This window comes from Alcanivorax sp. (assembly GCF_040118815.1).
Lineage (GTDB): Bacteria > Pseudomonadota > Gammaproteobacteria > Pseudomonadales > Alcanivoracaceae > Alcanivorax.
In genome coordinates this window covers 25,454-51,319 of record NZ_JBEDTC010000001.1, presented here as the reverse complement: position 1 = coordinate 51,319, position 25,866 = coordinate 25,454, and the positions used below count along the sequence as shown (strand labels likewise).

23 protein-coding genes and 1 tRNA gene are annotated in these 25,866 nt (G+C 59.9%); 11 read left to right on the top strand and 13 right to left on the bottom strand.

The window, feature by feature from the left end; genetic code table 11:
• Positions 1 to 10 precede the first annotated feature (10 nt).
• A complete protein-coding gene (gene yjgA / locus ABNH18_RS00245; RefSeq protein WP_349380883.1) occupies positions 11 to 550 on the top strand; it encodes a ribosome biogenesis factor YjgA in 540 nt (179 codons plus the stop codon).
• A 25-nt stretch (positions 551 to 575) separates the two neighbouring features.
• On the opposite strand, the gene ABNH18_RS00240 is transcribed toward yjgA, so the two are convergent.
• From ABNH18_RS00240 to ABNH18_RS00200, 9 genes are all read right to left on the bottom strand, one after another.
• Positions 576 to 2,084, bottom strand: coding sequence for a C13 family peptidase (locus tag ABNH18_RS00240; protein WP_349380882.1), 1,509 nt, complete (start codon positions 2,082 to 2,084; stop codon positions 576 to 578).
• 16 nt (positions 2,085 to 2,100) lie between these two features.
• On the bottom strand, positions 2,101 to 2,562 hold the full coding sequence (locus ABNH18_RS00235; RefSeq protein ID WP_349380881.1) for a Crp/Fnr family transcriptional regulator: 462 nt from the start codon (positions 2,560 to 2,562) through the stop codon (positions 2,101 to 2,103).
• Positions 2,562 to 4,007 (bottom strand): metalloprotease TldD, encoded by a 1,446-nt coding sequence (tldD, locus tag ABNH18_RS00230; RefSeq protein WP_349380880.1) that lies wholly within the window; start codon positions 4,005 to 4,007, stop codon positions 2,562 to 2,564. The genes ABNH18_RS00235 and tldD overlap by 1 nt, the downstream gene beginning before the upstream one ends.
• A complete protein-coding gene (locus tag ABNH18_RS00225; RefSeq protein ID WP_349380879.1) occupies positions 3,994 to 4,851 on the bottom strand; it encodes a carbon-nitrogen hydrolase family protein in 858 nt (285 codons plus the stop codon). Before ABNH18_RS00225 ends, tldD begins: the two co-directional genes overlap by 14 nt.
• Positions 4,848 to 8,669, bottom strand: a complete 3,822-nt coding sequence (locus ABNH18_RS00220) for a YhdP family protein (RefSeq protein WP_349380878.1) — start codon at positions 8,667 to 8,669, stop codon at positions 4,848 to 4,850. Before ABNH18_RS00220 ends, ABNH18_RS00225 begins: the two co-directional genes overlap by 4 nt.
• Positions 8,670 to 8,672: 3 nt before the next feature.
• Positions 8,673 to 9,245 carry a Maf family protein gene (locus ABNH18_RS00215; RefSeq protein WP_349380877.1) on the bottom strand — a complete coding sequence of 191 codons (573 nt, stop codon included), beginning with the start codon at positions 9,243 to 9,245 and terminating at the stop codon, positions 8,673 to 8,675.
• 107 nt (positions 9,246 to 9,352) lie between these two features.
• Positions 9,353 to 9,844: a rod shape-determining protein MreD gene (gene mreD / locus ABNH18_RS00210; protein WP_349380876.1), complete on the bottom strand. Its 492-nt coding sequence runs from the start codon at positions 9,842 to 9,844 to the stop codon at positions 9,353 to 9,355.
• The gene (gene mreC / locus ABNH18_RS00205; RefSeq protein ID WP_349380875.1) at positions 9,834 to 10,688 is read right to left on the bottom strand and encodes a rod shape-determining protein MreC; all 855 of its coding nucleotides are present in this window, start codon (positions 10,686 to 10,688) and stop codon (positions 9,834 to 9,836) included. The genes mreD and mreC overlap by 11 nt, the downstream gene beginning before the upstream one ends.
• Positions 10,689 to 10,693: 5 nt before the next feature.
• On the bottom strand, positions 10,694 to 11,731 hold the full coding sequence (locus ABNH18_RS00200) for a rod shape-determining protein (protein ID WP_349380874.1): 1,038 nt from the start codon (positions 11,729 to 11,731) through the stop codon (positions 10,694 to 10,696).
• Between the two features lie 242 nt (positions 11,732 to 11,973).
• On the opposite strand from ABNH18_RS00200, the gene gatC reads away from it, so the two are divergent.
• The 5 genes from gatC to ABNH18_RS00175 all read left to right on the top strand — a co-directional run bounded on the left by gatC (position 11,974) and on the right by ABNH18_RS00175 (position 17,042).
• On the top strand, positions 11,974 to 12,261 hold the full coding sequence (gatC, locus tag ABNH18_RS00195; protein ID WP_349380873.1) for an Asp-tRNA(Asn)/Glu-tRNA(Gln) amidotransferase subunit GatC: 288 nt from the start codon (positions 11,974 to 11,976) through the stop codon (positions 12,259 to 12,261).
• A 30-nt stretch (positions 12,262 to 12,291) separates the two neighbouring features.
• Positions 12,292 to 13,752, top strand: coding sequence for an Asp-tRNA(Asn)/Glu-tRNA(Gln) amidotransferase subunit GatA (gene gatA / locus ABNH18_RS00190; protein ID WP_349380872.1), 1,461 nt, complete (start codon positions 12,292 to 12,294; stop codon positions 13,750 to 13,752).
• Positions 13,749 to 15,203 carry an Asp-tRNA(Asn)/Glu-tRNA(Gln) amidotransferase subunit GatB gene (gatB, locus tag ABNH18_RS00185; protein WP_349380871.1) on the top strand — a complete coding sequence of 485 codons (1,455 nt, stop codon included), beginning with the start codon at positions 13,749 to 13,751 and terminating at the stop codon, positions 15,201 to 15,203. Before gatA ends, gatB begins: the two co-directional genes overlap by 4 nt.
• Positions 15,204 to 15,297: 94 nt before the next feature.
• Complete coding sequence (locus tag ABNH18_RS00180; RefSeq protein ID WP_349380870.1) at positions 15,298 to 16,116, top strand: crotonase/enoyl-CoA hydratase family protein; 819 nt, start codon at positions 15,298 to 15,300, stop codon at positions 16,114 to 16,116.
• Positions 16,117 to 16,259: 143 nt separating this feature from the next.
• A complete protein-coding gene (locus ABNH18_RS00175) occupies positions 16,260 to 17,042 on the top strand; it encodes a cyclic nucleotide-binding domain-containing protein (RefSeq protein WP_349380869.1) in 783 nt (260 codons plus the stop codon).
• A gap of 182 nt (positions 17,043 to 17,224) precedes the next feature.
• On the opposite strand, the gene ABNH18_RS00170 is transcribed toward ABNH18_RS00175, so the two are convergent.
• The 4 genes from ABNH18_RS00170 to hemA form a co-directional block, all read right to left on the bottom strand.
• Entirely contained in the window at positions 17,225 to 17,968 is a 744-nt protein-coding gene (locus tag ABNH18_RS00170) for a HesA/MoeB/ThiF family protein (RefSeq protein ID WP_349380868.1), read from the bottom strand.
• A gap of 97 nt (positions 17,969 to 18,065) precedes the next feature.
• Positions 18,066 to 18,893, bottom strand: a complete 828-nt coding sequence (gene prmC / locus ABNH18_RS00165) for a peptide chain release factor N(5)-glutamine methyltransferase (protein WP_349380867.1) — start codon at positions 18,891 to 18,893, stop codon at positions 18,066 to 18,068.
• 5 nt (positions 18,894 to 18,898) lie between these two features.
• Positions 18,899 to 19,984, bottom strand: a complete 1,086-nt coding sequence (gene prfA, locus ABNH18_RS00160) for a peptide chain release factor 1 (RefSeq protein WP_349380866.1) — start codon at positions 19,982 to 19,984, stop codon at positions 18,899 to 18,901.
• A 52-nt stretch (positions 19,985 to 20,036) separates the two neighbouring features.
• Positions 20,037 to 21,308 carry a glutamyl-tRNA reductase gene (gene hemA / locus ABNH18_RS00155; protein WP_349380865.1) on the bottom strand — a complete coding sequence of 424 codons (1,272 nt, stop codon included), beginning with the start codon at positions 21,306 to 21,308 and terminating at the stop codon, positions 20,037 to 20,039.
• Positions 21,309 to 21,530: 222 nt separating this feature from the next.
• Between hemA and ABNH18_RS00150 the strand changes: the two genes are divergently transcribed.
• From ABNH18_RS00150 to ABNH18_RS00130, 5 genes are all read left to right on the top strand, one after another.
• A complete protein-coding gene (locus ABNH18_RS00150; RefSeq protein ID WP_349380864.1) occupies positions 21,531 to 23,231 on the top strand; it encodes a tetratricopeptide repeat protein in 1,701 nt (566 codons plus the stop codon).
• Positions 23,228 to 23,815 carry a lipoprotein insertase outer membrane protein LolB gene (lolB, locus tag ABNH18_RS00145; RefSeq protein ID WP_349380863.1) on the top strand — a complete coding sequence of 196 codons (588 nt, stop codon included), beginning with the start codon at positions 23,228 to 23,230 and terminating at the stop codon, positions 23,813 to 23,815. The genes ABNH18_RS00150 and lolB overlap by 4 nt, the downstream gene beginning before the upstream one ends.
• On the top strand, positions 23,812 to 24,717 hold the full coding sequence (gene ispE / locus ABNH18_RS00140) for a 4-(cytidine 5'-diphospho)-2-C-methyl-D-erythritol kinase (RefSeq protein ID WP_349380862.1): 906 nt from the start codon (positions 23,812 to 23,814) through the stop codon (positions 24,715 to 24,717). Before lolB ends, ispE begins: the two co-directional genes overlap by 4 nt.
• A gap of 20 nt (positions 24,718 to 24,737) precedes the next feature.
• Positions 24,738 to 24,813 (top strand) — tRNA-Gln (locus ABNH18_RS00135).
• A gap of 74 nt (positions 24,814 to 24,887) precedes the next feature.
• Positions 24,888 to 25,847: a ribose-phosphate diphosphokinase gene (locus ABNH18_RS00130; protein ID WP_349380861.1), complete on the top strand. Its 960-nt coding sequence runs from the start codon at positions 24,888 to 24,890 to the stop codon at positions 25,845 to 25,847.
• Positions 25,848 to 25,866: the final 19 nt, after the last annotated feature.

Genomic DNA, 25,866 nt, shown 5'->3' with positions numbered 1-25,866 from the left:
TTAAACAGTTATGACCGAGTATAGCGACGACCAGATCACCAGCAAGGGCCAGCAAAAGCGCGAGGACAACGCCTTGCAAGAGCTGGGTCTGTTACTGATGGACATGAAGCAGGTGGAGCGCGAGCGCCTGCCCCTGCGTGACGATCTGCAATACGCGCTGGTTGAAGCCACCCGCATCACCAGCCACGAAGCTCGCCGCCGTCACGCCCAATACATCGGCCGGCTCATTCGCGAAACCAACAGCGAGCAGATTCTTCAAGCGCTGGAGCGGCTCAATGACCCTTTTCGCCAGCAGCGGCTCAGCAACTGGGTTGAACAAATTGTTATCTGCGAACAGCCCAAAGACGCGGAAAGCACTGTACAGCAAATTCTGGAATTCTTTCCCCATGGTGACCGCCAGCAGCTGCGTAACCTGACACGCAACGCGCTGAAAGCCCGGGTGAAAGATCCCGCCGCCGCGCCGCCATCGGAAAAGGAGAAATTCAAACGCGAGCGCCGCAAGCTAATCAATTACCTGAACCAGCTGGACAAAACCGCACCACTGTACTGACATCGGCACGCCGCCCAACGCAAGATCAAGGCCGTGCAGGGACCACCAGGGCGTCTTTATCCGCTTGCCACCAGCGTAAAAAACTCCCACCCACAGATTTCTGTGGCTGCGAATGGGCATCGCCTTCGATGCCCTGCTCTTTCTCCATCAGCGACACTTTCTCGTTCGCGGTTTCAAACCAGGCTTGCGGATCACTGACTCCAGCAGCCATCGCTTCGCCATACAGCGCCCTGCTAAACCAGGTCCGCTCAGAATCATCACTACAACCGAATGAGGTGCGATCTGCCGCCGCAGAGGAAAATATCACCCGCTCCGGCGTCGCCAGGCCTTCCACCCACTTACCGGAATAACAGGCTGACACGATCACCCATTGATGCCGGGCAGACAACCCGTTCAGCCATTGCTTGCCATCCGCCACGGCGAGATTATTGAGCTTCAGGCTTTTGTCATCCAGCAGCAGATCACCGTTGGTCGAACCGTGGCTGACAAAGTGCACCAGCAATAAATCTTCCTCTGGGTCCAGCAAGGCATCCATCGCCTTGAGGCTCTCCTGCACACTGGTGCGCGTGGCCAGCGGCAACTCATCGCTGCCACCATTGATCAGACGTACATGACGGCGCTTCAAATCAAACACCGAGCTCAACCGTTCAGCCACCCAGTCCACCTCACGGGCAAATACCGCTTCGGTGCCGTCGCCGCCCACCACCAACAAATAAACATCCCGCACACCGGGTCGCTGGGGAGCCAACGAGGACAATACCGACTGCAACCGACTGGATTCGGTATACAGCCGCGCCTCCATGGCCGCCGCCTGCTGTTGCTTGCGCTGTCGCCAGGCTTTTTCACTGGGGTAATAATCGCCCCGTACAAAAAAGCCCTTTTCCACCACGGGCTCGCCCTCATCACGGGGCCGCGTGCGCGTCCCCGGGCCTTCCGCGTGGCCATTTTCAAACGTGGCACGGACCACCACGCCGTCCGGACGGGTCAGTTCACCTTTGCCTGCAAAGGTGAAGAAATCGAACTCGCCCTGATAGTGATACCCTTCCTCGTTGCTGTAGGTCCCCTTGACCATATATCCCTCGGCAAAGGTACCTTCAAACTGTTCGGCTGACGCGGTGACCCAGAGTCCCTTCCCGTGCGGCTGAAAATCGCGGAACTCTCCCTGATAGGAATTATCATCCAGATACGCCACGGAGCCCTTGGTTAACTCACCGTTGCTGAACTGCCCCTGATAAGACGCATCCGGGCAGGTATAGCTGCCTTCACCATTGAGTACACCGTTAACAAAATGCCCCTCCTGAACACAGCCCTCACGGCCTTCCAGGCGACCTTCTCCGGTCATTAGCCCTTCCTCGAACGCCCCTTCGTAATGCCGGCCATCAGGCCAGGTCAGACTGCCCTCACCGTGGAATAGATTGTTTTCAATGTCACCGTCATACACGGCGCCATCGGGCAAACGCACATCCGCCGGCAATTGCACCGGCTCACAACCAGACAGCAACACCAGCAAGACGAACAGACACAGAGTTCTCATAGGCGGCTGGCTTTCCTTAGCCCACAGGCAGTTTGAACTGCGCCAGCTGGGACGAGGTACGGCGCAGGTGAGTGCACAGCAGACGGGCGATATTTTCCATCACCAGACTCACCGCATGGGGGCTGCGTTTTCGTAACTGCTCAATACCCTTGCGGGTGAGCACAATCAGGGTGGCATCTTCCGCCGCGCGCACTGTGGCCGAGCGGGGTTCGTGATCCACCAGCGCCATTTCGCCCATGGAATCCCCCGGACGCAGATGCGCAATCACAACCTCGCCACCGCCTTCATTATCCTTGACGATATCCAGGCAACCGCGCACCACAAAGCAGACAAAATCGCTACGATCACCTTCCCGGCAGACCACGTCGCCCACCGGCACACGGTTCACGAACACCAGTTTTTCCAGCACCGACAGCTCCTCATCACTGAGGCCGGCAAACAGCCGCATACGCGAGAGAATATCCAGAACCTGGGACATCAGGCGGTGCCTCCCACGGTAAGCGCATCCACGCGCAGGGTCGGCTGCCCCACGCCCACCGGCAGGGATTGGCCATCCTTGCCACACACGCCGATACCCGAATCCAGCGCCAAGTCATTACCCACCATGGAAATGCCACGCATCACTTCCGCACCGCTGCCAATCAGGGTGGCGCCTTTTACCGGACAGACAATCTTGCCCTTCTCCACCAGGTACGCTTCGCTGGTCGAAAACACAAAACGGCCAGACGTGATGTCGACTTGGCCGCCTGCAAAGTTCACCGCATAGATGCCACGATCCAGGCTGGCAATAATATCCTGCGGGTCACTTTCGCCCGGCAGCATGTAGGTGTTGGTCATACGCGGCATGGGCAAGTGCGCATAGGATTCCCGACGACCATTGCCGGTGGGGGCAACCCCCATCAGGCGGGCATTGGTCTTGTCTTGCATGTAGCCCACCAGCTTGCCGTTCTCGATCAGGGTATTGCTGGCAGAGGGAGTGCCTTCGTCGTCCACACTCAATGAACCGCGACGATCCATCAGGGTGCCGTCATCCACTACGGAACACAGCGGTGACGCCACCATTTCCCCCATCTTCTTGGCGAACATGGAGGTGCCTTTACGGTTGAAATCCCCTTCCAGGCCATGACCCACCGCTTCGTGCAACAGTACCCCCGGCCAACCTGGCCCGAGCACCACCGGCATGGTCCCGGCCGGCGCCGCTTCGGCGTCCAGATTCAGCAGCGCGCCGCGTACCGCCTCGCGGGTCCAGGTTTCGATACGCTCTTCCTGCAACAACCAGTCATAGGCCACCCGCCCGCCGCCGCCGGCACTACCGCGCTCACGGCGGCCTGCACGTTCGGCAATCACGCTCACATTACAGCGAATCAACGGGCGCACATCCGCCGCCAGGGTGCCGTCACTGGCCACCACCATTACCACATCCTGCTCTGCGCTCAGGCTGGCGGTGACTTCGACAATGGCCGGGTCCAGGGAGCGAGCCATGGCATCGATGCGCTGCAACAGCGCCACTTTTTGCTGGGCAGGCCAGCCCAGCAAAGGGTCGCTAGTGGTGTAACGGGCCGGCGCGGCGTGGCTGGCCAATTGAATCTGCCGGTCCTGCCCCTGCCGGGTAATCGCCCGCGCCGCACCGCTGGCCTGCTGCAGTGCCGCCAGGGTGATGTCGTCACTGTAAGCAAAGCCGGTCTTGTCGCCCTGCACGATACGTACACCGGCACCGCGTTCGGTATTGAAACTGGCATCGCGAACAATGCCATCTTCCAGTACCCAAGCCTCATGACGGCTGTGTTGGAAATAAATATCGGCGTAATCAGCCTGCCCGGTCAGCTTGCCATTCAGCAGTGACGCCAGTTGCGGGGTGTGCAGGTTGGCCGGTGCCAACAGCACGGATTCGGCAATAGAAAGAGCGTCATCAGTTTGCGTCATAGGGACCTTCAATACGTAATCGTTGATGCTGCTGCACCGGCATGCGCTGGCGAAGCTCGTTCATGGTAGCAAGGTCCAGCGGCGCCACAAGCGCCCCGGGCGCATTCTGCAAGCTTGCCACCACCTCGCCCCAGGGAGACACCAACATGGAATGGCCGTAACTGGCACGGCGCGGGCCATGTTGCCCGCATTGGTTGGCGCCCAGCACATAGCAACCGGTCTGCACTGCGGTGGCGCGCAGCAACAGCTCCCAATGGGCCGCGCCAGTCACGGCGGTGAACGCCGAGGGGTACACCAACAGTTCGGCCCCGGCGCTCACCAATCGTTGAGCCAGGGCCGGAAAGCGCAGGTCATAGCAAATTGCCATACCCACCTGCACACCAGCCAGAGGCACGGTGACGATGGTTTCACCGGGTTCAAACAGATCGGACTCCCGGTACTGGCCCTGAGCGTCCTGCACCTGGGCATCAAACAAGTGAAGCTTGTCGTAACAGCCAGCAACGTTGCCGTCGGCGGTCACCGCCAAAGAGCGCGTGCGTACCCGTGGCGCCGGTACTGGCTCACCGTCCGGGCGACTCAGCGAAGGCACGCTGCCGCCAATAATGGCCATCCCCAGCCGCGAGGCCTGTTCACAGAGCCATTGCTCCAACGTTGCATACTCTGCCGCCAGCTCTCGGTAATCGCCTCCGTAGCCAGCAAAATTCTCCGGCAATACCGCAAGGCTAGCGCCCTTGTCGCGGGCCGCCTGCAACAGTTCGGCGGCCTGCTCCAGGTTGGCCTGCGGCGCTTTACCGCTGGTCATCTGTATTGCGGCAACTTGTGCCGCGGCGTTAGGCACCGTCATTCGAAAATCCCTTCTGTTTCAGACACTTTCGGGTTCGACCAGCTACCGCCCACGCGGTATTCCATGGTCGCGGTCTTGTCCAGTTTATCTCCCCAGATGCGTTCCACCACAAAGATACCGGCGCAGGCGGCAGGCCCAGCCAGACACCCGGCATACAGATTACTGGACAGGGGTAACGTGACTTCCATCTGATGGTTCAGGGTTTCTTTTTCAAGGTCGATGGCCCCTTTCACGCGAATGGCGGCCGAGGGCGAGTCGATGGCCAGGTTGCTGGTAGACACCTGAGGGCCGTCGATGGCGAAGTCCCCGCTGATGCTGTCGCAACTCAGCCCTTTCTTGTATAGATCGGAGAAATCCAGCCGCAAGCGGCGCTGAATGGTGCCCAAATTGAGCACCCCCAAAAGCCGCAAGAACGAGGTCTTGGTGTCGGTATCGGGGATCCGGCATTCGCCGATATCCACCTGCGCCTGACCATCCAGAGACAGGTAGTCCGGTGCCAGTGGCCAGTGTGGCCAACCCAGCGACACTTTCGCATTGGCGTCATCGGATTCAATCATTTCCGGCAGCCCCCAGGCATTCAGGGAGCGCCCTAGGTTATCGGACGCCAGCGAACCGTTGAAGCGGGTGTACTGGTTGCCGCCCTCCTCGGTCCAGTCCACCGTGCCCTGTATCCGGCTGGCCCGCCAGCGGCCTTGCAGATTGTTGATGCGCACCCCTTGCGCTGACGGACGCAGATCCGCCTGCCACTCACCGAAATCCTCGCCATTGATTCGCAAATTGGCCAGCCGGGCATTCACGGGCGGCAGCGTCATCGGTGACAGAGGCGCACCGGATTGCGAACCAGCGCTATCCGGCAAGGTCAGATTCATCCGCGAGACGGATAAATCCAGTGGCGCCTCCCCCCGGGCTGAAAATCCGCCAGGAATGGTCATGGAGCCGGCCACGGACGGGCTGCTGAGGGCCAGGTCCCAGCCGTTGCCGCTGGGCAACACCGACAAGCTTGCCTTGGGCACATCCACGCCAAACAAATCCAACGTGGCCACCTGTACATTGACCTTGTTCAACCCACCTTTCTGATCACCCTGATCGCCGCCACCTGACGTATTCGCCTCCATGGCCGGCACCAGCTGGTTGCTGACAAAATCAATCCACGGCTCCACACTGGCACGGGCCAGCCGCCCATGCACGTCAACCCCGGAGGCAGGCAGGCGTAGCGTTCCGCCCCCCAGCCGCAGGTCGCCCCGCACCGTTTCACCCAACGCAAAGGCACCACGCACAGTATCGCCATACTGCAAGGCCAGTTGCTGACCATTATCGGTAAGATCCAGCGTCAGAGTGCGGGACTGGGAGGCACTTTTTCCCAAAGGCGCAGGCGCCTCCACCGTGACCCCCTTGAGCGAAGAGGTCGCGTGCAGGCCAAAGGGGGTGCCTTGCCAAGGCACCTGGATGGTCAGATCCATCGGCAACGACCCGCTGGCCGGCGCCAGCCACTCGAAGCCCAGCCACTGGCGCACCGACTTCACGGGCACCGTGCCATTCAGTGCCAAAGTGCTCTTGCCCGCTTCGGTGGCCCATTTACCGGTCACCTTGCCGCCCAACGTGGAGGCACTGAGCTGTGACATCTGCAGCCCATTGCGCAGATGGAAGTACACCGGCGCCTGCACCTCCGTTAGCAACAGGTTACGTTCGCTATTTTCCACCTGACCGTCGGCCACCGCGGCATCAACAATCACCATGGGAGTCCCCTCACCTTTCTTGAGCGGGATGTTCAGCGTCAGCTGCCCGCCCATGGTGCCGGACTGGTAGCGCCAGTCTTTCACTTCATCGGGCAATTGCTCTGCCAATGGGGTGTCCTGAAACACCGTATCCAGATCTGACAGTGGGCCATGAACCTTGCCAGTGACAATCAGGACAGGGCCGGACTCGTCGTCAAATGCCGGCACGTCCACATGAACATCCGCGACCTGGCTATTAAGCAGATTCCCGCGGCTGGCCACACCTTGTACTTCACGGCCATTAATCCACACATCCGCGCGAACACCCGAAGCCTGCGGCCAGTCCGGCAGAAACGACAGGCGCACATCCTCACCCTGATAACGCATCTGAAAGGTCCGATCCTGCTGGCGGCTTTTGTCGATTTTCAATGGCCCTTGATAGAGCAATTGCCCCCGGTGCAGATGGCCATCGCCAATGGCTTGTCCAAGCCAGCTGGACAGGCCATCCGGCAATCGCTTCAAGGGAATGTAATGGTTGGCGCGGGCACCGTTGCCATCGTAAATCTCCGCCGCCAGGCGCAGCTCGGGAATTGCCTCCGGGCGCACGGTCACCGCGATCATGGCTTCGCCGTGGGCATCCGGATTCACCACCCGCAGGCGGCTGGAGCGCACCGTGAGCGCGTCGCCATGGCGCTGCCAACCAAACACTCCCGCCAGCTGGCCGCCCAGCTCATGGTCGTACAGACGCGGCAACTGCAATAACAGGTTATCGCTGTACAGATGCGCCAACCCTTTTTCCGGCGAGCCTGCCACCCAGCCATTCAAGCCTTTGACGCCCGGGATCTTGTCATCCGCCTGACTCGCCAGGCCAGCAAAGCGCACTTGAAACTGCTCCAGATCCCGCGCATGACCGCTCAAATACAGCCCTTCCAGTACGCCGCGCGGGGACAGTACGGACAATTGCTCGCGCACCTTGTCGGCCGGCTCCGGCAAGCTGAACGGCCAGCTCTGCAATTGCTGGCTGATGGCATGCACCGGCAGCTCATTGGCGCGCAACTGCCACTGTCGTCGCTCACCCTGGGTTTCCCAGTGCAGCGCCATGTCACCCAGCGTGAGCGGGCCAGACGGTGATTTGCCGGACAAATTTGACAGCGACAGGGTGGCCTCATCATCCTCGCGCAGCAGCGATGCACGCAGGGACAAGCCGGTTAATGGCCAGACTGTGTTGGCTTGGGAAAGCGTCAAGGTGGGCACATCGACCTGCAGCTGGCCGGAGATCGGCTCACCGCCTTCCAGGGTCCCCCACAACGCCACCGACGCATCCAGCGAGCCCAGGTCCAGAGGCATTTTCTCGATGTCGGGCAACCATTCGTTCAGGCGCTTACCCTCGAAGCGGGTATAGATATCCGCATCCACTTCATCCAGCGCGTAGGCATCATCGTGCAGGTGAATTTTTGCCAACAGGGAGAGGGGGCGGTCCCGAGCTTCCACGCGCACGGCCAGCTGATGCTCCCCGCCCGTGTTGGTCATGGTGGCATCCAGTTGCGATGCCGCCAGCGGTGGCATACCCGGCCATTCCAGGGACAAGCGGGCATCGCTGATCGACAACAGTTGTTGGCGATAAAACAACGTGAGGATACGCTCCAGTGGCGGCCGGGAGTCCGAATCGTCCTGACCCAATATATCCAGCCCGCGCAGGCGAATCTTGCCGTCTTCGTCGCGCACCAAGCTCAAATCCACACCGCGAACACTGAGCTCCTCAAGCACTAGATCCCGGTGCCACAAGGAACGAAACACATCGATGCTGAGTACCACTTCATCCAGCACCAGTGGCGCCTCCCCTTCCGGGGCGGGCAGGCGAATCTGGCGAGCCACAAATTGTGGTACCAGGCCGGACATGGTGCCGTTCAGCTCGGCAATGGTCAGCGGGGTCTGGATGCGCTCTTCGAAGAGAACTTCAAGGCGCTCACGGTAATCCGGCACCAACAGCATAAGCTGGCGCCCGACCACCACATAAGCAGCCATCAACAGTAATACAATCGCGGCCGTCCACCACAGGGAAGGAAAGAGTCGGCGCCAGCGTACGGAGTGGGTCGATGCCATAAATCAGTCGACTTGCCAGTAAGGAATGTCAGCCCATTCAAGTAATGCCACAGTCTGTTCCAGCGGCAGGCCAACTACCCCACTGTAACTGCCCGTCAGCGACGCCACCAGTGCACCGCCCAGCCCCTGGATACCGTAGCCACCGGCTTTGTCGGCACCTTCACCGGTCCTCACATAGGCCTGCAGCTGGGTTTCATCGAGGTGACGAAATTGCACCCGGGTAATGGAATAGCGCACCGCCATCTCTTCCCGGCACAACAATGCCAGCGCAGACATCACCTGATGCTCTTCGCCATTAAGAGCTTTCAGCATCGCCAGTGCCTCGTGATCATCCGCCGGCTTGCCCAGTATGTCATTGCCCAGAACCACCGCCGTGTCGGCCCCGAGCACAGCGCCGTCCAGCTGCCTGCCAGCCCGCGCCTTCTCCTCAGCCATGCGGCACACATAATCCACAGGCAACTCACCGGACAATGGCGTTTCATCAATATTCGGCGCCGGCAGCACAGAAAAAGGAACAGCGATCTGCCGTAACAGTTCTGCTCTTCGCGGCGAGCCTGAAGCAAGATACAAATGCATAGAATCAATGAATAATTAATAGTGAAAACTAGGCGAACCGCGCCAGACACAAGCGGACAGTGTTTTCGCGCAACAAATTAAGGCGCCTCTGAAAACGCCTTGCGTACTCAGCGTACTAGGAATCGTAACTGAACCCAGCGTAGCGCCGCACATACCGGACGCCAGAGTAACGCACTGGTCACAGAAGAATAGAGAATGGTGTAGGGCGGGTACAGGGTACGGCCCACGGATTCCTGCACCAGGAAGGCCAGCAGACTCACTGTGCCCACCAGCAGGAAGACCACCGCACACTGCTGCAATACGGTAAACACTCGCATCCGCTTGTAGGCCGCCAGCATCACAAAGGCGCCCAGCGCCGTGGCCAGCCCCCATTGCCCCAGCGTGGTACCCACCAGCACGTCGTGGTAGAGGCCCACAAAAAAGCCCCACAGCACGCCAATGCGATGCGGCAGCGAGAGCACCCAGTACACCAGCACTAACAGCATCCATTCCGGGCGCACCCAGTCGATACTGGCCGGCAGCGGGATGACTTCCAGCAGTGCCGCCAGCAACAAGGTGACGATGATAACGCCAGTGCCGGCGGGACGATCACTGATCATTGTCGGCCTCCGCGGAAGTCGGTTTACGCACCGGATCTTGCGTGGGCTGCACCAGCAACACGTGGCTGGCACGATCAAGCTGGGCAGTGGGACGAGCAGCAATGTGCGCGAACGGTGTGCCCGCCTGGTGGTTCACCGAAGTGACGCTCGCCACCGGATAGCCGCGAGGGTACAGCTGCCCCAACCCCGTGCTGACCAGCAAATCGCCTTCCTGGATATCCGCCGTGTCAGGCACGTATAACAGTTTCAAGCCGCTGGATTGCCCCACCCCGGCCAACACGGCACGGACGCCATTACGATTCACCTGCACGCTCATGGCGTGGCTGGCATCGGTAATCAGAAGCACCCGGGAGCTGAGCGGGCCAGCGTCCACCACCTGGCCAATCAGGCCCTGGGAATCGAGCACCGCCTGACCTCGGGAAACGTTGTCCCCGGCCCCTTTATTGATAACGATTTCCTGGCGATTAGGATCCGGATCCACACCGATGATTTCCGCCACCAGCACATTGGCCTCCAGATCCGCTGAGGAGTTAAGCAGCTCACGCAAGCGCACGTTTTCCGCTTCCAACACCGCCAAGCGCTGCACCTTCTGCTCCAGAATCAACGCCTGACGCTGCAAGCGACGATTTTCGTCAAGCAAGGTGCCACGACTTTGAGTCTGTTCGGACAGCCACTCACCACTGTCCACCGGCAGGTGGGCCAGATAATGAATAGGCGCAGTGAAATACCCCAGTACATGGCGCACCGGGGCAGCCCAGGGGGTACGCTGGTCCAGTACCATCATGACGACGGCAAGAACCAGCGCAATAATGAGTCGATAGGAGGGTTTGGCCGGGGCCACCATGGGAATTAACCCATGGCCAGCATGTCAAAGCCTTGGCTATCCACCAGCTCCAGCGCCTTGCCACCGCCCCGTGCTACACAGGTTAGCGGATCATCAGCAACGATCACCGGCAGGCCGGTTTCTTCCGAGAGCAGACGGTCGATATCACGCAGCAAGGCACCACCGCCGGTGATCACCAGGCCACGCTCGGCAATGTCCGAAGCCAGTTCCGGCGGCGACGCTTCCAACGCATTTTTCACCGCATTGACGATGGCGGCCAGCGGCTCTTTCAGCGCCTCCAGAATTTCTTCGGAATTCAGGGTAAAGCTACGCGGCACCCCTTCGGCAAGATTCCGACCACGCACATCAATTTCACGGATTTCAGCGCCCGGGTAAGCAGTGCCGATTTCGTGCTTGATGCGTTCCGCAGTGGATTCACCGATCAGCGAGCCATATTCCTTGCGCACGAACGCCACAATCGCTTCGTCGAAGCGGTCGCCACCAATACGCACGGATTCAGAATAAACCACACCATTGAGGGAAATCAGGGCGATTTCCGTGGTGCCACCACCAATATCCACGACCATAGAGCCGCGGGCTTCTTCCACCGGCAAGCCGGCACCGATGGCAGCCGCCATGGGCTCTTCAATCAGATACACATCACGGGCACCGGCACCATAGGCCGAATCCTGGATGGCGCGGCGCTCCACCTGGGTGGACTTGCATGGCACACACACCAGCACACGGGGGGCAGGCGGGAAAAACCCGGTATCGTGCACTTTCTTGATGAAGTACTGCAGCATCTTCTCGGTCACATCGAAATCGGCGATCACGCCGTCTTTCATGGGCCGGATAGCGGTAATGTTGCCGGGGGTACGGCCCAGCATACGCTTGGCATCCGCCCCAACGGCCGCCACACTCTTCTGGGCGCCATGGTGACGGATGGCAACCACAGAGGGTTCATCCAGTACGATGCCGCGGCCACGTACATAAATAAGGGTGTTTGCGGTCCCCAAATCGATGGACAAATCGGTGGAGAACATCCCCCGAATACGCTTGATCATGGACATCCTAGCCAGTTTCCTGAACTTTTCGCGAAAAAACGATGCCTGGCGGGAAAAAGCCGGGCATCTCATAAGATGGCGCAACTCTAGCAACGGCAGGGGCATTGGGCAAGCTGGCATGCTCTGTGGACAGTGGCCCCGGACCGGCGGTCTATGGTACTTTTTGCGCCTTTCAAGCTCCTTACCTCCCCTCCGCCAGCCTTCGGCGCAGGGTGCCTACGGAAAGAACCACGGAGAGAACCATGGCCATTGATTCCAAGGTGGTTGCCCAGGTAGCCCATCTGGCGCGCCTGCAAGTGGACCCCCAGGACAGCGACGCCCTGTCCAACCGCCTGAATGACATCCTCGCGATGGTGGATCAGCTACAACAGGCCGACGTGGACGGCGTGGCCCCCTTGGCCCACCCGCTGGACGTGACCCAGCCACTGCGCGACGACGTGGTCACCGAGCCCAATATTCGCGATAAGGCACTGGAAATAGCCCCGGCAGCCGAAGGTGGCTGCTTCCTGGTTCCCCGGGTCATCGAATAACGACGACCGCATAAAGGCGACTGACTGACCATGCATACCAAGACCCTGACCGAACTCAAGGCTGGCCTGGCCAACCGGGACTTCTCCTCCCGGGAGTTAACCGAGCATTTCCTGGCCCGCATTCAGCAATACGACGGCGACCTCAACAGCTTTGTCACCGTCACCGATGCCCAGGCGCTGGCCCAGGCCGATGCCGCCGATGCCGCCATTGCCGCTGGCAAGACAGGCCTGCTCACCGGCCTGCCCATCGCCCACAAAGACATTTTCTGCACCGAGGGCGTGCGCACCAGCTGCGGCTCGAAGATGCTGGACAACTTTATTGCCCCCTACACCGCCACCGTGGTGGAAAAAATGGCCGCCGAAGGCGCGGTGATGCTGGGCAAGACCAACATGGACGAGTTCGCCATGGGCTCCTCCAATGAAACCAGCCATTACGGCCCGGTGAAGAACCCCTGGGACCTGGAACGGGTTCCCGGCGGCTCCTCCGGCGGTGCGGCCGCTTGTCTGGGCGCGCGCCTGGCCCCCGGCGCCACCGGTACCGACACTGGCGGCTCTATCCGCCAGCCCGCTGCCCTGAACAACATTACCGGCCTCAAGCCCACCTACGGGCGAGTGTCCCGCTGGGGCATGATCGCTTTCGCCTCCAGCCTGGATCAGGCCGGCCCCATGGCCCAGAGTGCCGAAGACTGTGCCCTGATGCTGCAGGCCATGGCCGGCCACGATCACCGTGACTCCACCAGCCTCAACGAAAAAGTGGGCGATTATCTTGGTGCCCTGAATGAAGACATCAGCGGCCTGACCATCGGCATCCCGGAAGAATTTTTTCCGGACACCCTGGACGGCGCCATCGCCGATAACAGCCGTGACGCCATTCGCGAACTGGAAAAGCTCGGTGCCAAGGTGGTATCGGTGTCCCTGCCCAGCATCAAGCTGTCAGTGCCGGCCTACTATGTGATCGCCCCGGCGGAAGCCAGCTCCAACTTAAGCCGTTTCGACGGCGTGCGCTTCGGCCATCGCTGTGACGATCCACAAGACCTGGAAGACCTGTACAAGCGCTCGCGCTCGGAAGGCTTTGGCGACGAAGTTAAACGCCGCATTCTGGTGGGCGCCTACGCGCTGTCTGCCGGTTACTACGACGCTTACTACCGCCGCGCCCAACAAGTTCGTCGTCTGATCCGCGATGATTTCGCCCGCGCCTTTGAAAAAGTGGACGTACTGATGGGCCCCACGGCACCGGAAACCGCCTTTAAACTCGGCGCAAAAAAAGACGACCCAGTCAGCATGTACATGGCTGATGTGTTTACCATTGGCGTTAACCTGGCTGGCCTGCCGGCCCTGTCCATGCCCACCGGTTTTATCAACGGCCTGCCCACCGGCACCCAGATCATCGGCAACTATTTCCGTGAAGGGAAAATTCTTAACGTGGCGCACAAATACCAGCAAGCCACTGACTGGCATAAAAAAGCGCCAGCGTTCGGAGGTGCACAATGAGTTGGGAAGTTGTCATCGGTCTGGAAGTGCACGTCCAGCTCAACACCGCCAGCAAATTATTTTCCGGTAGCAAACTGTCTACCGGCGCAGAGCCCAACACCCAGGCTTCCCTGGTCGACCTGGGCCTGCCCGGCACCCTGCCTGTGGTCAACCGGGAAGCGGTACGCAAAGCCGCCCTGTTCGGCTTGGCCATCAATGCCGACATCTGTCGCCACAGTGTGTTTGAACGGAAAAACTATTTTTATCCAGACCTGCCAAAAGGCTATCAGACCACACAACTGGCAGAGCCCGTGGTAGGCGCAGGCATCGTTGAAATTGTATTAGAAAACGGCGATAAAAAATCCGTACGCATTCATCATGCCCATCTAGAAGAAGATGCGGGAAAGTCTTTACATGAAGCGTTCTTTGATGAAAAAGGCCATGGCATGACCGGTATCGACCTGAACCGTGCCGGCACCCCGCTGATCGAAATTGTCAGCGAGCCGGACATGAGCAATGCCGAAGAAGCCGTGGCGTTTGCCCGCAAGCTGCACGCCATCGTCACCTCCATCGGCATCTGCTCCGGCGACATGTCCCAGGGCAACATGCGTTTCGACGTCAACATCTCGATTCGCAAACCCGGCGAAGAACTCGGCACCCGCACCGAAACCAAAAACCTAAACTCCTTCCGCTTCATGGAAAAAGCCATCGCGCTGGAAGTAGAACGGCAGATTGATGTACTGGAAGACGGCGGCGAGATCGTACAGGAAACCCGCCTGTACAACGGCGACACGCACACCGCCCGCTCCATGCGCAGCAAGGAAGACGCCAACGACTATCGCTACTTCCCCTGCCCGGATCTGTTGCCAGTCGCCATTACCGATGCCGATATCGAAGCGTTGAAAGCCGCCATGCCGGAACTACCGGATTCTCGCAAGACGCGCTTCATCAATGACTATCAATTGTCCGATTACGATGCGGATTTATTGTCAGCCTCCATCGCCACCGCCACCTTCTTTGAAGCAGCCGCCAACGCCGGTGGCGATGCCAAACTGGCTGCCAACTGGGTGATGGGCGAACTGGCCGCAAAACTTAACGCGGACGAAAAAGACATTGCCAACAGCCCGGTCAGCGCCGCACAACTTGGCCAACTGATCGCCCGTCTGAAAGACGGCACCATCAGCTCCAAGATCGCCAAGCAAGTTTTCGAAGCATGCTGGAATGGCGAAGGCGACCCGGACGATGTGATTGAAGCCAAGGGCCTCAAGCAGATGAGCGACACCGGCGAACTGGAAAAAATCGTCGATGACATCATCGCTAATAACGCCGCCCAGGTTGAGGATTACCGCAACTCGGATGACACCAAGAAAAAGAAAAAAATCGGTTTCTTTGTGGGTCAGGCCATGAAGGCCACCCAAGGCAAGGCAAACCCACAACAATTGAATCAGTTACTGCAAAAGAAACTGCTGTAACGCTTAAACGCCTCACGCAACACGTTTTACTGCCTGCCTGCGTGAAGCGTGTTGCGTGCCAGCGACCTAAGGGACGTTTTTCGAAGGGACACCCATGACAATCCAAACCATCCAAAATCGCGTCACTCTGGAAAAGAGAGACGGCATTGCCTACGTCACCCTGAGCCGAGCGGACAAATATAACGGCCTGGATTTTCCAATGATGGAAGGGCTGGTGGAAACCGCCCGCCTGATTCGCAAAGACCGTGACTTACGCGCTGTCATTCTTCAAGGAGATGGCAAGGCATTCTGCGCCGGGCTGGATTTCGGCACCGTCATGAAGCAACCGGTGAAACTGCTACGCAGCTTCACCAAATATGGCATTAAGAAAACCAATCTGTTTCAGGAAGTTTGCTGGTGCTGGCGCGAACTGCCCGTGCCCGTAATCGCCGTGCTGCACGGCTACTGCTACGGGGGCGGCATGCAGATTGCGCTGGCCGCGGATTTCCGCATCACCACACCAGACTGTGAAATGTCCATCATGGAAATCCAGTGGGGAATGATCCCGGACATGACCGGCACCGTCACCCTGCGCGAACTGGTACCCATGGATGTGGCCAAGGAACTGACCATGACCGGCCGCCTGTTTACTGGCGACGAAGCGAAAGCCATGAACCTGGTGACCCGCGTGGCAACCAACCCGATGGAAGAAGCGGAAAAACTGGCTCAGGCTATCAAGACCCGTTCACCGGATGCCATCAGCGCCAGTAAGGCCCTGTTCCAGCAAAGCTGGAATGCACCAGAAGCCCAGGCGTTCGACGTGGAAAGCAAACTGCAATTCAAAATGCTGCGCAGCAAAAATCAGCGCCGCGCCATGCAGGCAAACATGAAAAAAGAAACACCGCAGTTCGGCCCCCGTGAGCGGGATTACTGATATCGCGGCCGCACGGTAAAGCCGGCAATACATTGCCGGCTTGGTGACTTATTCACCCCCATTGAACTGCCAACCTCGTCCTGTTTCCCCTCCCTCTCTTGCTGCATACTCATTGTAGAAACCGACCATTATTGAGGCAGCGCATGATTTCTGTAGCCGAAGCCAGCGGCGGCTTTTCCGCCCTGGCCCGCTTGTACAAACGTCTCGTTAACGAACTGATCGGTCAGCTGCCGCTGCAGTCACAAACCCTGCCACTGGCGCCCACGGACGATGCCTTGAAGTACGGCATGTGCCGCGACACTACCTACGTGGTGAAAGGCGGTATGCTGGGTATGCGTTGCCAGGATCGCAAACTTTTTACTTGGGATGAGGGCGACCTGATTCTTCCCGACGCCGGCAATGATGAAATTACCTATTACGCGGAAAGCTCGGTATTGCTGGCCGCTTACCCCACCGTCGCGCTGGTCGATGCCATTCTCGCCGACGAACAAATGGCACGACTGTGGACGCGGATTCTTACCACTCAGCAAGGCATGCTGACACGGCTGCTGGCCGCTCACGTGCCTGAAGAGCATCACACCACACCCGGCTTCGCCTATTTTGAACCCGGCGATGCCATCATTCATCAGGGCGAACCGGCCGATTATGTGTTCAGCCTGTTCGAAGGGGATGCGGAAGTGCTGGTGGACAATGTGGTCGTCGGTCATGTCAGCGAAGGGGAAGTCCTCGGCGCCATTGCTCTGCTGACGCACTCACCACGCAGTGCCACGGTGCGGGCAAAATCACGCTGCTCGGTGGTCAAGGTTCCCAAGCACCAGTTCAAGAACCTGATCCGGACCAACCCGGGCATGATTCACAGCTTGCTGACCGATATGGCCCGACAGGTAAAATCATTGAATGGTCAGGTGGTGGAATTGTCGGCCTGATCCGGCGACGTTCGCCTCCAGACCCGAAAGCGCAACCTCAGCAACCCCCAGGGAGGGCGGCTCACCATGAAACATCTCATCGGATGGGCGTTTCTGATTGTGGTTATCGTTCTGGTTCTGATTGGCGTCATGGCGGAAGGCATGCAAGACACACCGCCCGCCACGGACAATCAGCCCGGCAACTAACGCGAGGCGCAAACCGGGCATTGGGGATCGCGGGGGATAGCCACCTGGCGCCACCCCAGTGTTCGGCCGTCGAACACGTGCAGCACCGATGCCACCGAAGCACCGGACAGGGTGCGTATGGCCGCCAGCGCTTGCAGCGTACCCATCATGCCCACCACCGGCCCAAGAATTCCCGCCTCACTGCAGGCCAGATCCCCGCTGGTACCGTCCCCGTACACGCAGGCATAACACGGGCTGTCCGCCACGCGCAGATCGAACACCGCCAACTGGCCATCCATGCGAATGGCCGCACCGCTGACCAGCGGCTTGGCATGGTTCACGCAGGCCCGATTGATCGCCTGGCGAGTGACAAAATTATCCGTGCAGTCCAGCACCAGGGTGGCCGCAGACACCGCCTCATCCAGCCAGGCATCGTCCACGCGCACCACTGCCGAGCGCACATCTACATCCGCGTTCAATAACTGCAACTGATCGCGTAGCGCTTCCGCTTTAGGCTGATTCACCTGATCACCGCGAAACGCCACTTGCCGATGCAGGTTGCTCAATTCCACCCGGTCGTCATCCGCCAGCACCAGCTGCCCGACACCGGCGCCGGCCAGATACAACGCCGCCGGGCTGGCCAACCCACCACAGCCGACAATCAGCACCCGGGCGGCAGCCAGGGTTTCCTGGCCGTCCAGATCCAGTTCATCCACCATCAGTTGGCGGCTATAGCGATTGAGTTGTTCGTCGTTAAACATGGAAAAACTCGCTGCATGCAACACGCTTCACGCTGCACGCAAAGCCTGTCTACGAAAGTGACGACAGAAGCCTGACTGATCGCGAGTAGGCCCGCGCCTACATCGAGCACCGCCCAAAGGTGATCCGATCGTTGCCACCCAAATCCTGCGTGGTACCCACTTGCACGAAGCCGGCCTGCGTCAACAAGGCACGCACGGCCTCACCCTGCTCAAACCCATGCTCCAGCAACAGCCAACCGCCAGCAACCAGTTTGCCAGCCGCCTGTCGAGTTATTTCAGCCAAGTCCGCCAACCCCTTGCTGGGGGCGACCAGCGCCGAGCGAGGCTCGAACCGTACATCCCCTTCATCCAGATGGTGGTCGCTTTCCTCGATGTAGGGCGGATTGCTGATAATCAGATCAAACGGCCCCGAGCAGGGCGACAACCAACTGCCTTGCAGACAGGTCACCACGGCACCCAGCCGATGAGCGTTCTCTTTGGCCACCTGCAAGGCGGCTTCACTCAGATCCACCAGGGTGACATGCCACTCGGGCCGCGCCAGCGACAGGGAAAGGCCGATGGCCCCGGTCCCCGTCCCCAGATCCACCACCCGAGCCTCGGCGGGCAAATCCAGTGACAACGCTTTTTCCACCAGCGTTTCCGTATCCGGGCGGGGAATCAGGGTATCGGCGGTCACCCGAAACACGTGACCGAAAAATTCCCGCTCGCCGATCAAATGCGCCACCGGCTCGCCCGCCACACGACGGCCAAGCAAGGACGCAAAGTCCGCCTGTTGCGCAGTGTTCAGTTGGCGTTCTGGCCAGGTAAAGAGATAACTACGAGGTTTGCCCAGGACATGACACAACAGGAGATCCGCATCCAGTGCGGCACTCGGGGAGTCGCTCAATCGGCCCCGGGCATCGCGCAGGACCGCATCAATGCGCATGATGATCAGCTCTCGCCCAACGCGGCCAGCTGATCGGCCTGGTACTCCGCCAGCAAGGCACCCAGCAGTTCATCCATATCCCCTTCCATCATTTCACCCAGACGATACAACGTCAGGTTGATGCGATGGTCAGAGACTCGGCCCTGCGGATAGTTGTAGGTGCGGATACGCTCAGAACGGTCACCGGAGCCCACCAGGGATTTGCGCTCGGCGGCCTGCTCCGCGTGGGCCGCATTCTGTTGGGCATCATAGAGTTTAGCGCTGAGCAGGCTCATGGCGCGGGCCTTGTTCTTATGCTGGCTGCGCTCGTCCTGACATTCCACCACCACACCGGTGGGCAGGTGGGTAATGCGCACCGCGGAATCGGTGGTGTTAACGTGCTGACCACCGGCACCGGAGGACCGGTAGGTATCGATGCGCAGATCTTCGTTGCGAATGGTGATATCGCCCAGCTGCTCGGCTTCCGCCATGATCGCCACCGTACAAGCAGAGGTATGGATGCGCCCCTGGGATTCCGTGGCCGGCACTCGCTGCACCCGGTGAGCACCGGACTCAAATTTCATCCGCGAATACACACCATCACCGATCACCCGTGCAATCACTTCCTTGTAACCGCCGTGCTCGCCTTCGCTGGCACTGACCATTTCCACTTTCCAGCCGCGCTGATCCGCATACTTGGAATACATGCGAAACAGATCGCCGGCAAAAATGGCCGCCTCGTCGCCGCCGGTGCCGGCGCGCACTTCAAGAAACACATTGGCGCCATCGCGAGGATCTTTCGGCAGCATCAACGTTTGCAGTTCGGCTGCCAACTCTTCCATGCGCGCCTGGGCATCGCGGGCTTCTTCGGCACCCATTTCACGCATATCCGGATCACTGTCGTCCTGCATGGCTTTCGCCGCGTCCAGATTGTCCGCCGCCTGCAGATACTCTTGGTAGCATTGCACCACCGGATCAATTTCCGCATATTCCCGGGACAAATCACGAAACTGGTTCTGATTGCCGATCACATCCGGATCAGACAGCAGCCCCGCCAGCTCTTCAAACCGGTCTGCGAGCTTGTCCAGCTTGCCTTGCAATGACGCTTTCATAGAGTCCTCTAAAGCACAGGGCTTTATTCAGAGTGTTTTCAATTCAGGTTGGCTATTCGCTCTCGGACGGGGCGTCCGGGTCCTCGAGCAGCAGTTCGCGGGCCAGCAACAGGGCTTCGGCACGGCCATCGGCGGCCATTTTTCGCAGGGTCACGCTGGGGGTATGCAGCCACTTGTTCACCAGCGAATGTTGGAACTTGCGTAGCACCTGCTCCGCATCACCGCCATTGCGCAACTGCTGCAGGGCTTTTTCCAATTCGGTTTCCGCCATGCCGGTGCGCTGCTCGCGGTAATCGCGCAATACCTTAACGGCATCCTGCTCACGGCGTTGACGGCGGTGACGCACAATGGCATCACGAATCAGCTCCGAGGCCTCCTGGGCCGCCTGCTGCCGGGCACGGACGTTTTCCTGAATGGCTTCCTGCAAGTGATCGACCGTATACAGGTAGACGTCGTCCAGCTCACCCACTTCCGGTTCGATATCCCGCGGCACAGCGATATCCACCATGAACATGGGCCGGTGGCGACGTTTTTTCAGCGCCCGTTCGACCATGCCCTTGCCCAGAATCGGCAACGGTGCAGCCGTGCAGGAAATCAGGATATCGGCACTTTCCAGCGCCACCGGCAATTCTTCCAGGCTGATGCCCCGGCCACCCACGGCCGCCGCCAACTCGCCAGCCCGCCCCTGGGTGCGGTTGGCGATGGTAATTTCCTGCACCTGCTGCTCGCCTAGGTGACGCGCCACCAGCTCGATCATTTCACCGGCACCGATCAACAAGGCCCGGCTTTTTTTCAGGTCCGCAAAAATATGGCGCGCGAATGACACCGCTGCATACGCCACCGATACCGGGTTGGCACCGATACCGGTTTCCGTACGGATACGCTTAGCCACCGAAAAGACTTCCTGAAACAAGCGCGACAATTCGCCATTGAGCAGGCCCGCCTCGTGGGCACGGGCATAAGCTTCACGCATCTGGCCCAAGATCTGGGGCTCGCCCAGCACCAACGAATCCAGGCCACCGGCCACCCGCATCATGTGCTCCAGCGCTTTCTCTCCAGTGTGCTGATACAGCACCGTGGACAGGCGCTCAGCAGACAAGTGCCGGCTGGATGCCAGCCATTGGGCAAAATCGGGGGAGTTGTCGTCGGTGAGGCAATACAGTTCGGTGCGATTACAGGTCGACAGCAGCGCCGCTTCCCGCACGCCGGGCATCTCACGCAAGCTGGCCAGCGCCGCTTCCGCCTGCTGCGTTGAAAACGCCAGACGTTCGCGTAGCTCCACATCCGCGGTGGTGTGATTGACGCCAACAGCGACTAGATTCATACATTCCTGTGCGCGACAGTGACAGCGGGCGATCGTGGCCAGCCCGTAAGCCCCGGAAAAAGCCGGGGCGCAAGGGTGTGGCATTTTGCGGGAAAGCGCCTGCCAAAACAATGTCGGCCCGGAGAGCAAACCGGTAAGGTAGCGCACACCACTTCACGGTTTGGGCAATGGCCAATCGCTGTGCCATGATAGCCGAAACAGAAAACAGGCATACCGACCTTAATGATCCGTTACGCGATTCTGCCGCTCTGCGGCGCACTCCTGCTCCACGGCTGCGCCAACCAGCCCCCCGCCCCTGAGCCCACCCCGGAGCCAACGGCGACGGTGGCCAGCACGCCCAATTATGACAGCGAGACACTGTCTGACCTGCTGGTGGCTGAAGTGGCAGCCCAGCGTCAATCTCTGGGGGTGACCCTCGGCTACTACAGCCAGGCGGCAGAAAGCACTCGCGACCCGGCTATCATCAGCCAGGCCGCCCAGTTGGCCCACTATCTGGAAGACCCCCAGCAGGCCCTGGCCATGAGCGAACTCTGGCTGGAGACCACACCGGACAGCGAAGAAGCCCTGCAAGTGGCGATCCTCTCGGAGATTCGTCTGGGCAACACAGCCGCCGCCACCCGGCATCTGGACCAGTTATTGAGCGAACACGGAGAGGAAGCTCTGGGACGCTTGGTCAATCAGGCGCGCGGTCTGGATGCACAGGGCAACCTGCAATTGGTGGAAGCGCTAGCCCAGCTCACCGATAGCTACCCGGATCAGGCGCCCCTCTGGTACGCCCGCGCCCTGTGGCTGGAACACGAAAAGCAGCCCGAACCCGCTCTGGAGGCCACTGAGCGCGCCCTCAAGTTAATGCCACGCCATGAAGATGCCCTGCTCCTCAAGGCGCAGCTGCTCTACGAAACTGGCGAGCCGAAAAAAGCCCTGCGTCACCTGAAAAAACTGGTCCGTAAATACCCTCAAGCGCGCCGCCCCCGCATCGCCTATGTTCGCATGCTGCTGGCCACCGGCCAGTTGGACGAGGCAGGCGAACAACTCACCATCATGGCAGAGCAAAACCCGGAGGATCTGGATCTGCGTTTCTCGCTGGCCCTGCTCGCCCTGGAAGCCGGCGCCAGCGAAGCCGCCCAGACCCAGCTCAACATCTTGCTCGGCCAGAACTATCGTCCCGACGATATCCACCTGTATCTGGCCCAAGCCGCCGAGCAGACGCTGGAGATGGATAATGCCATCGATCACTACCTGAAAGTGGGCGGGCCCCAAGCCATCCGTGCGCGGGTGCAAGCCGCACGCTTGCTGTACCAGAAAGGCAACACCAGCCAGGCCCATGCCCTGATGCATAGCCTGGCCCAGCAACAACCGGAGCTGCAGAACAGCCTGACCATCACCGAAGCAGAAATGCGCAGCAACAACGGTGACCCACAGGGCGCCATCGCCCTGATCAGCGAAGCCCTGCGCGACCAGCCCGACAATACCGAACTGCTCTACAGCCGCGCCATGACCGCTGAAAAGGTGGGTGACATGGCGCGCCTGGAGAAAGATCTCAAGCGCATCATCACACTGAACCCTGATGATGCCAGCGCCCTCAATGCCCTGGGCTACACCCTGGGCAACCGGACCGATCGGCTGGACGAAGCCTATCAATATGTATCCCAGGCCCTGGAATTGCGCCCCGACGACCCCGCCATTCTCGACTCCATGGGCTGGGTGCTCTACCAGCGCGGTGAGACGGAAGCCGCCCGGGACTATCTGCGCCGGGCCTATGAAAAATTCCCCGACCCGGAAGTGGCCGCTCACTATGGTGAAGTCCTGTGGGTGCTGGGCGCCCAGAACCAGGCTCGCCAGGTCTGGCGCGACACCCTGGAAACCGATCCGGACGCCCCCCACATCCGTAAAGTCATGGAAAAACTCGGAGCCCGCCTGTGACCCTGAGCCTCATCCGCATTATTGGCCTGACGCTGATCGCCCTGGCCTTGAGTGCCTGCCAGCTACGCCCCACCACCACTGCCCAGTTCGAAAACCCCGGACAGATTCAGCAATGGCAGATGAGCGGCAAGCTGGGCTACCGCACCGCCAACGACGGCGGCAGCGCCACCTTTGACTGGCGCCAGCAGCCCCAGCGGGGCGACATCCACTTTTCCGGGCCACTGGGTTTTGGCAGCGCCGACCTGCACTGGGACAGCGGCCGCGCCGAACTTATCACTGCCAAGGAAAGCTACCAGGCCCGCAGTCCCGGCGAGCTGGCCTGGCACCTCACGGGCTTCTGGCTTCCCGTGTCCGCCCTGCAGTACTGGGCCCGCGGCCTGCCTTGGCCCGGCGCTCCGGGTGACGCCGAATACGATGATCAACAACGCCTGATCTCACTGGAACAACTGGGCTGGTCGCTCACTTTTGACCGCTACGAACCCATCGCCGGCGTCACCCTGCCCTACCGGATCAAAGCCCAGCAGAACAGCAACCGCTTCACCTTGCTGATCAAGGACTGGCAACCAGGCAGCGGCACCCCGTGACACTGACTCTGCCAGCCCCGGCCAAGCTCAACTTGTTTCTGCATATCACCGGCCGCCGCGATGATGGCTACCACCAGCTGCAAACCGTGTTCGCCCTACTCGACCATGGCGACACCCTGACCTTCTCTCCGGCAGACACCCTGTCACTGCAATGCCAGCAAGAAGGCAACCAGGACACCTTGCCCACAGACAACAGCAACCTGGTCCTTCAAGCTGCCCGGGCACTCCAGTCCCACACGGGTAGCGATAAAGGCGCGGCAATCACCCTGACCAAGCGCCTGCCCCTGGGCGGCGGCGTGGGCGGCGGATCTTCCGATGCGGCCACCGCCCTGCTGGGCCTGAACCGGCTCTGGGAACTGGGCCTGAACCTGAATGAACTGGCAAATATTGGCCTGGCACTGGGCGCAGACGTCCCGGTCTTTGTACTCGGCCACAGCGCCTGGGCAGAAGGCGTCGGCGAACAAATTTCCCCCGTCACACTGCCAAATGATGCTTTTTTTGTCGTTCACCCCGGAATTCATGTATCAACTGCTCGAATTTTCGGCGACCGGCAATTGACAAGAGATACACCCATCAGTAAATTACCGGCCTCGCTTGAGGCGGTGCTGACCCGCGACTTTCACAATGATTGTGAAGCGGTGGCAACCCGGCACTTTCCGGAAATCGGAAAAACGCTGGACTGGCTCAAGCAACATACGGGTAACGCCCGTATGACCGGCACAGGCGCTTGCTGTTTTTCCCGCCTGACCGGACTGCAACAGGGGCAGCAATTGCTGCAACAGTTGCCACAACACTGGACAGGTTTCGTCGCTCGAAGCTGTAATATCTCTCCCCTCCACCAGAGACTGGGAGAGACACTGGCGAAGTTTCGAGAGACAAAGAATTCAGGCAAACCCGCTTAAGCGGGCCTGAGAACGAGTGTTGGGGTATAGCCAAGTTGGTAAGGCACCGGGTTTTGATCCCGCTATTCCCAGGTTCGAGTCCTGGTACCCCAGCCATTTTCTTCTGAAGAACCTCTAACCCTCCCCTTAGCGGTTCCCACATTCACGACGCAAGACCCCAGGGGGCGCCAGTGTCCAAGCTCGTCGTTTTCACCGGTAACGCAAATCCCGAACTGGCCAAAGCCATGGTCAACAACCTGAATCTGCCCATCGGCAATGCGGATGTAGGCACTTTCAGTGATGGCGAAGTTGCCGTTGAGATTCAAGAAAACGTGCGCGGCAAAGACGTCTTTATCGTGCAATCCACCTGCAACCCGACCAACAACAACCTGATGGAATTGCTGGTCATGGCCGACGCACTGCGTCGCTCCTCTGCAGGCCGCATCACTGCCGTTGTCCCCTACTTTGGTTATGCCCGTCAGGATCGCCGCGTGCGCTCCGCCCGTGTGCCGATTACCGCCAAAGTCGTCGCCGACATGATTACCGCCGTCGGCATTGATCGCGTGGTCACCGTAGACCTGCACGCCGACCAGATTCAGGGCTTCTTCGATATTCCGGTAGACAACGTCTACGCCACCCCGCTGATCGTGGCGGACATCGAACGCCAGAACCATGACGACCTGATGGTAGTCTCCCCGGACGTGGGCGGTGTAGTCCGTGCCCGCGCCTTGGCCAAGCAGCTCAATGACGCCGACCTGGCCATCATCGACAAGCGCCGCCCCAAGGCCAATGTGTCCCAGGTGATGCATATCATCGGTGAAGTCGAAGGCCGCACCTGCGTACTGGTGGACGACATGGTCGACACCGCCGGCACCCTGTGCAAAGCCGCCCAGGCCCTGAAGGATCACGGCGCCGCCAAGGTGATTGCCTACATCACCCACCCGATCCTGTCTGGCCCGGCCATTGACAATATTGCCAGCAGCGCCCTGGACGAACTGGTTGTCACCGACACCATTCCCCTGTCCGACGCCGGCCGCGCCTGCGCCAACATCCGCGTCCTCAGCCTCGCACCGATGCTGGCCGAAACCGTGCGCCGGGTGAACAACGAAGAATCCCTGAGCGCCATGTTTGATCGGTTGGAGCTGGTTTAAGAGCTGCAGCAGGTAACAC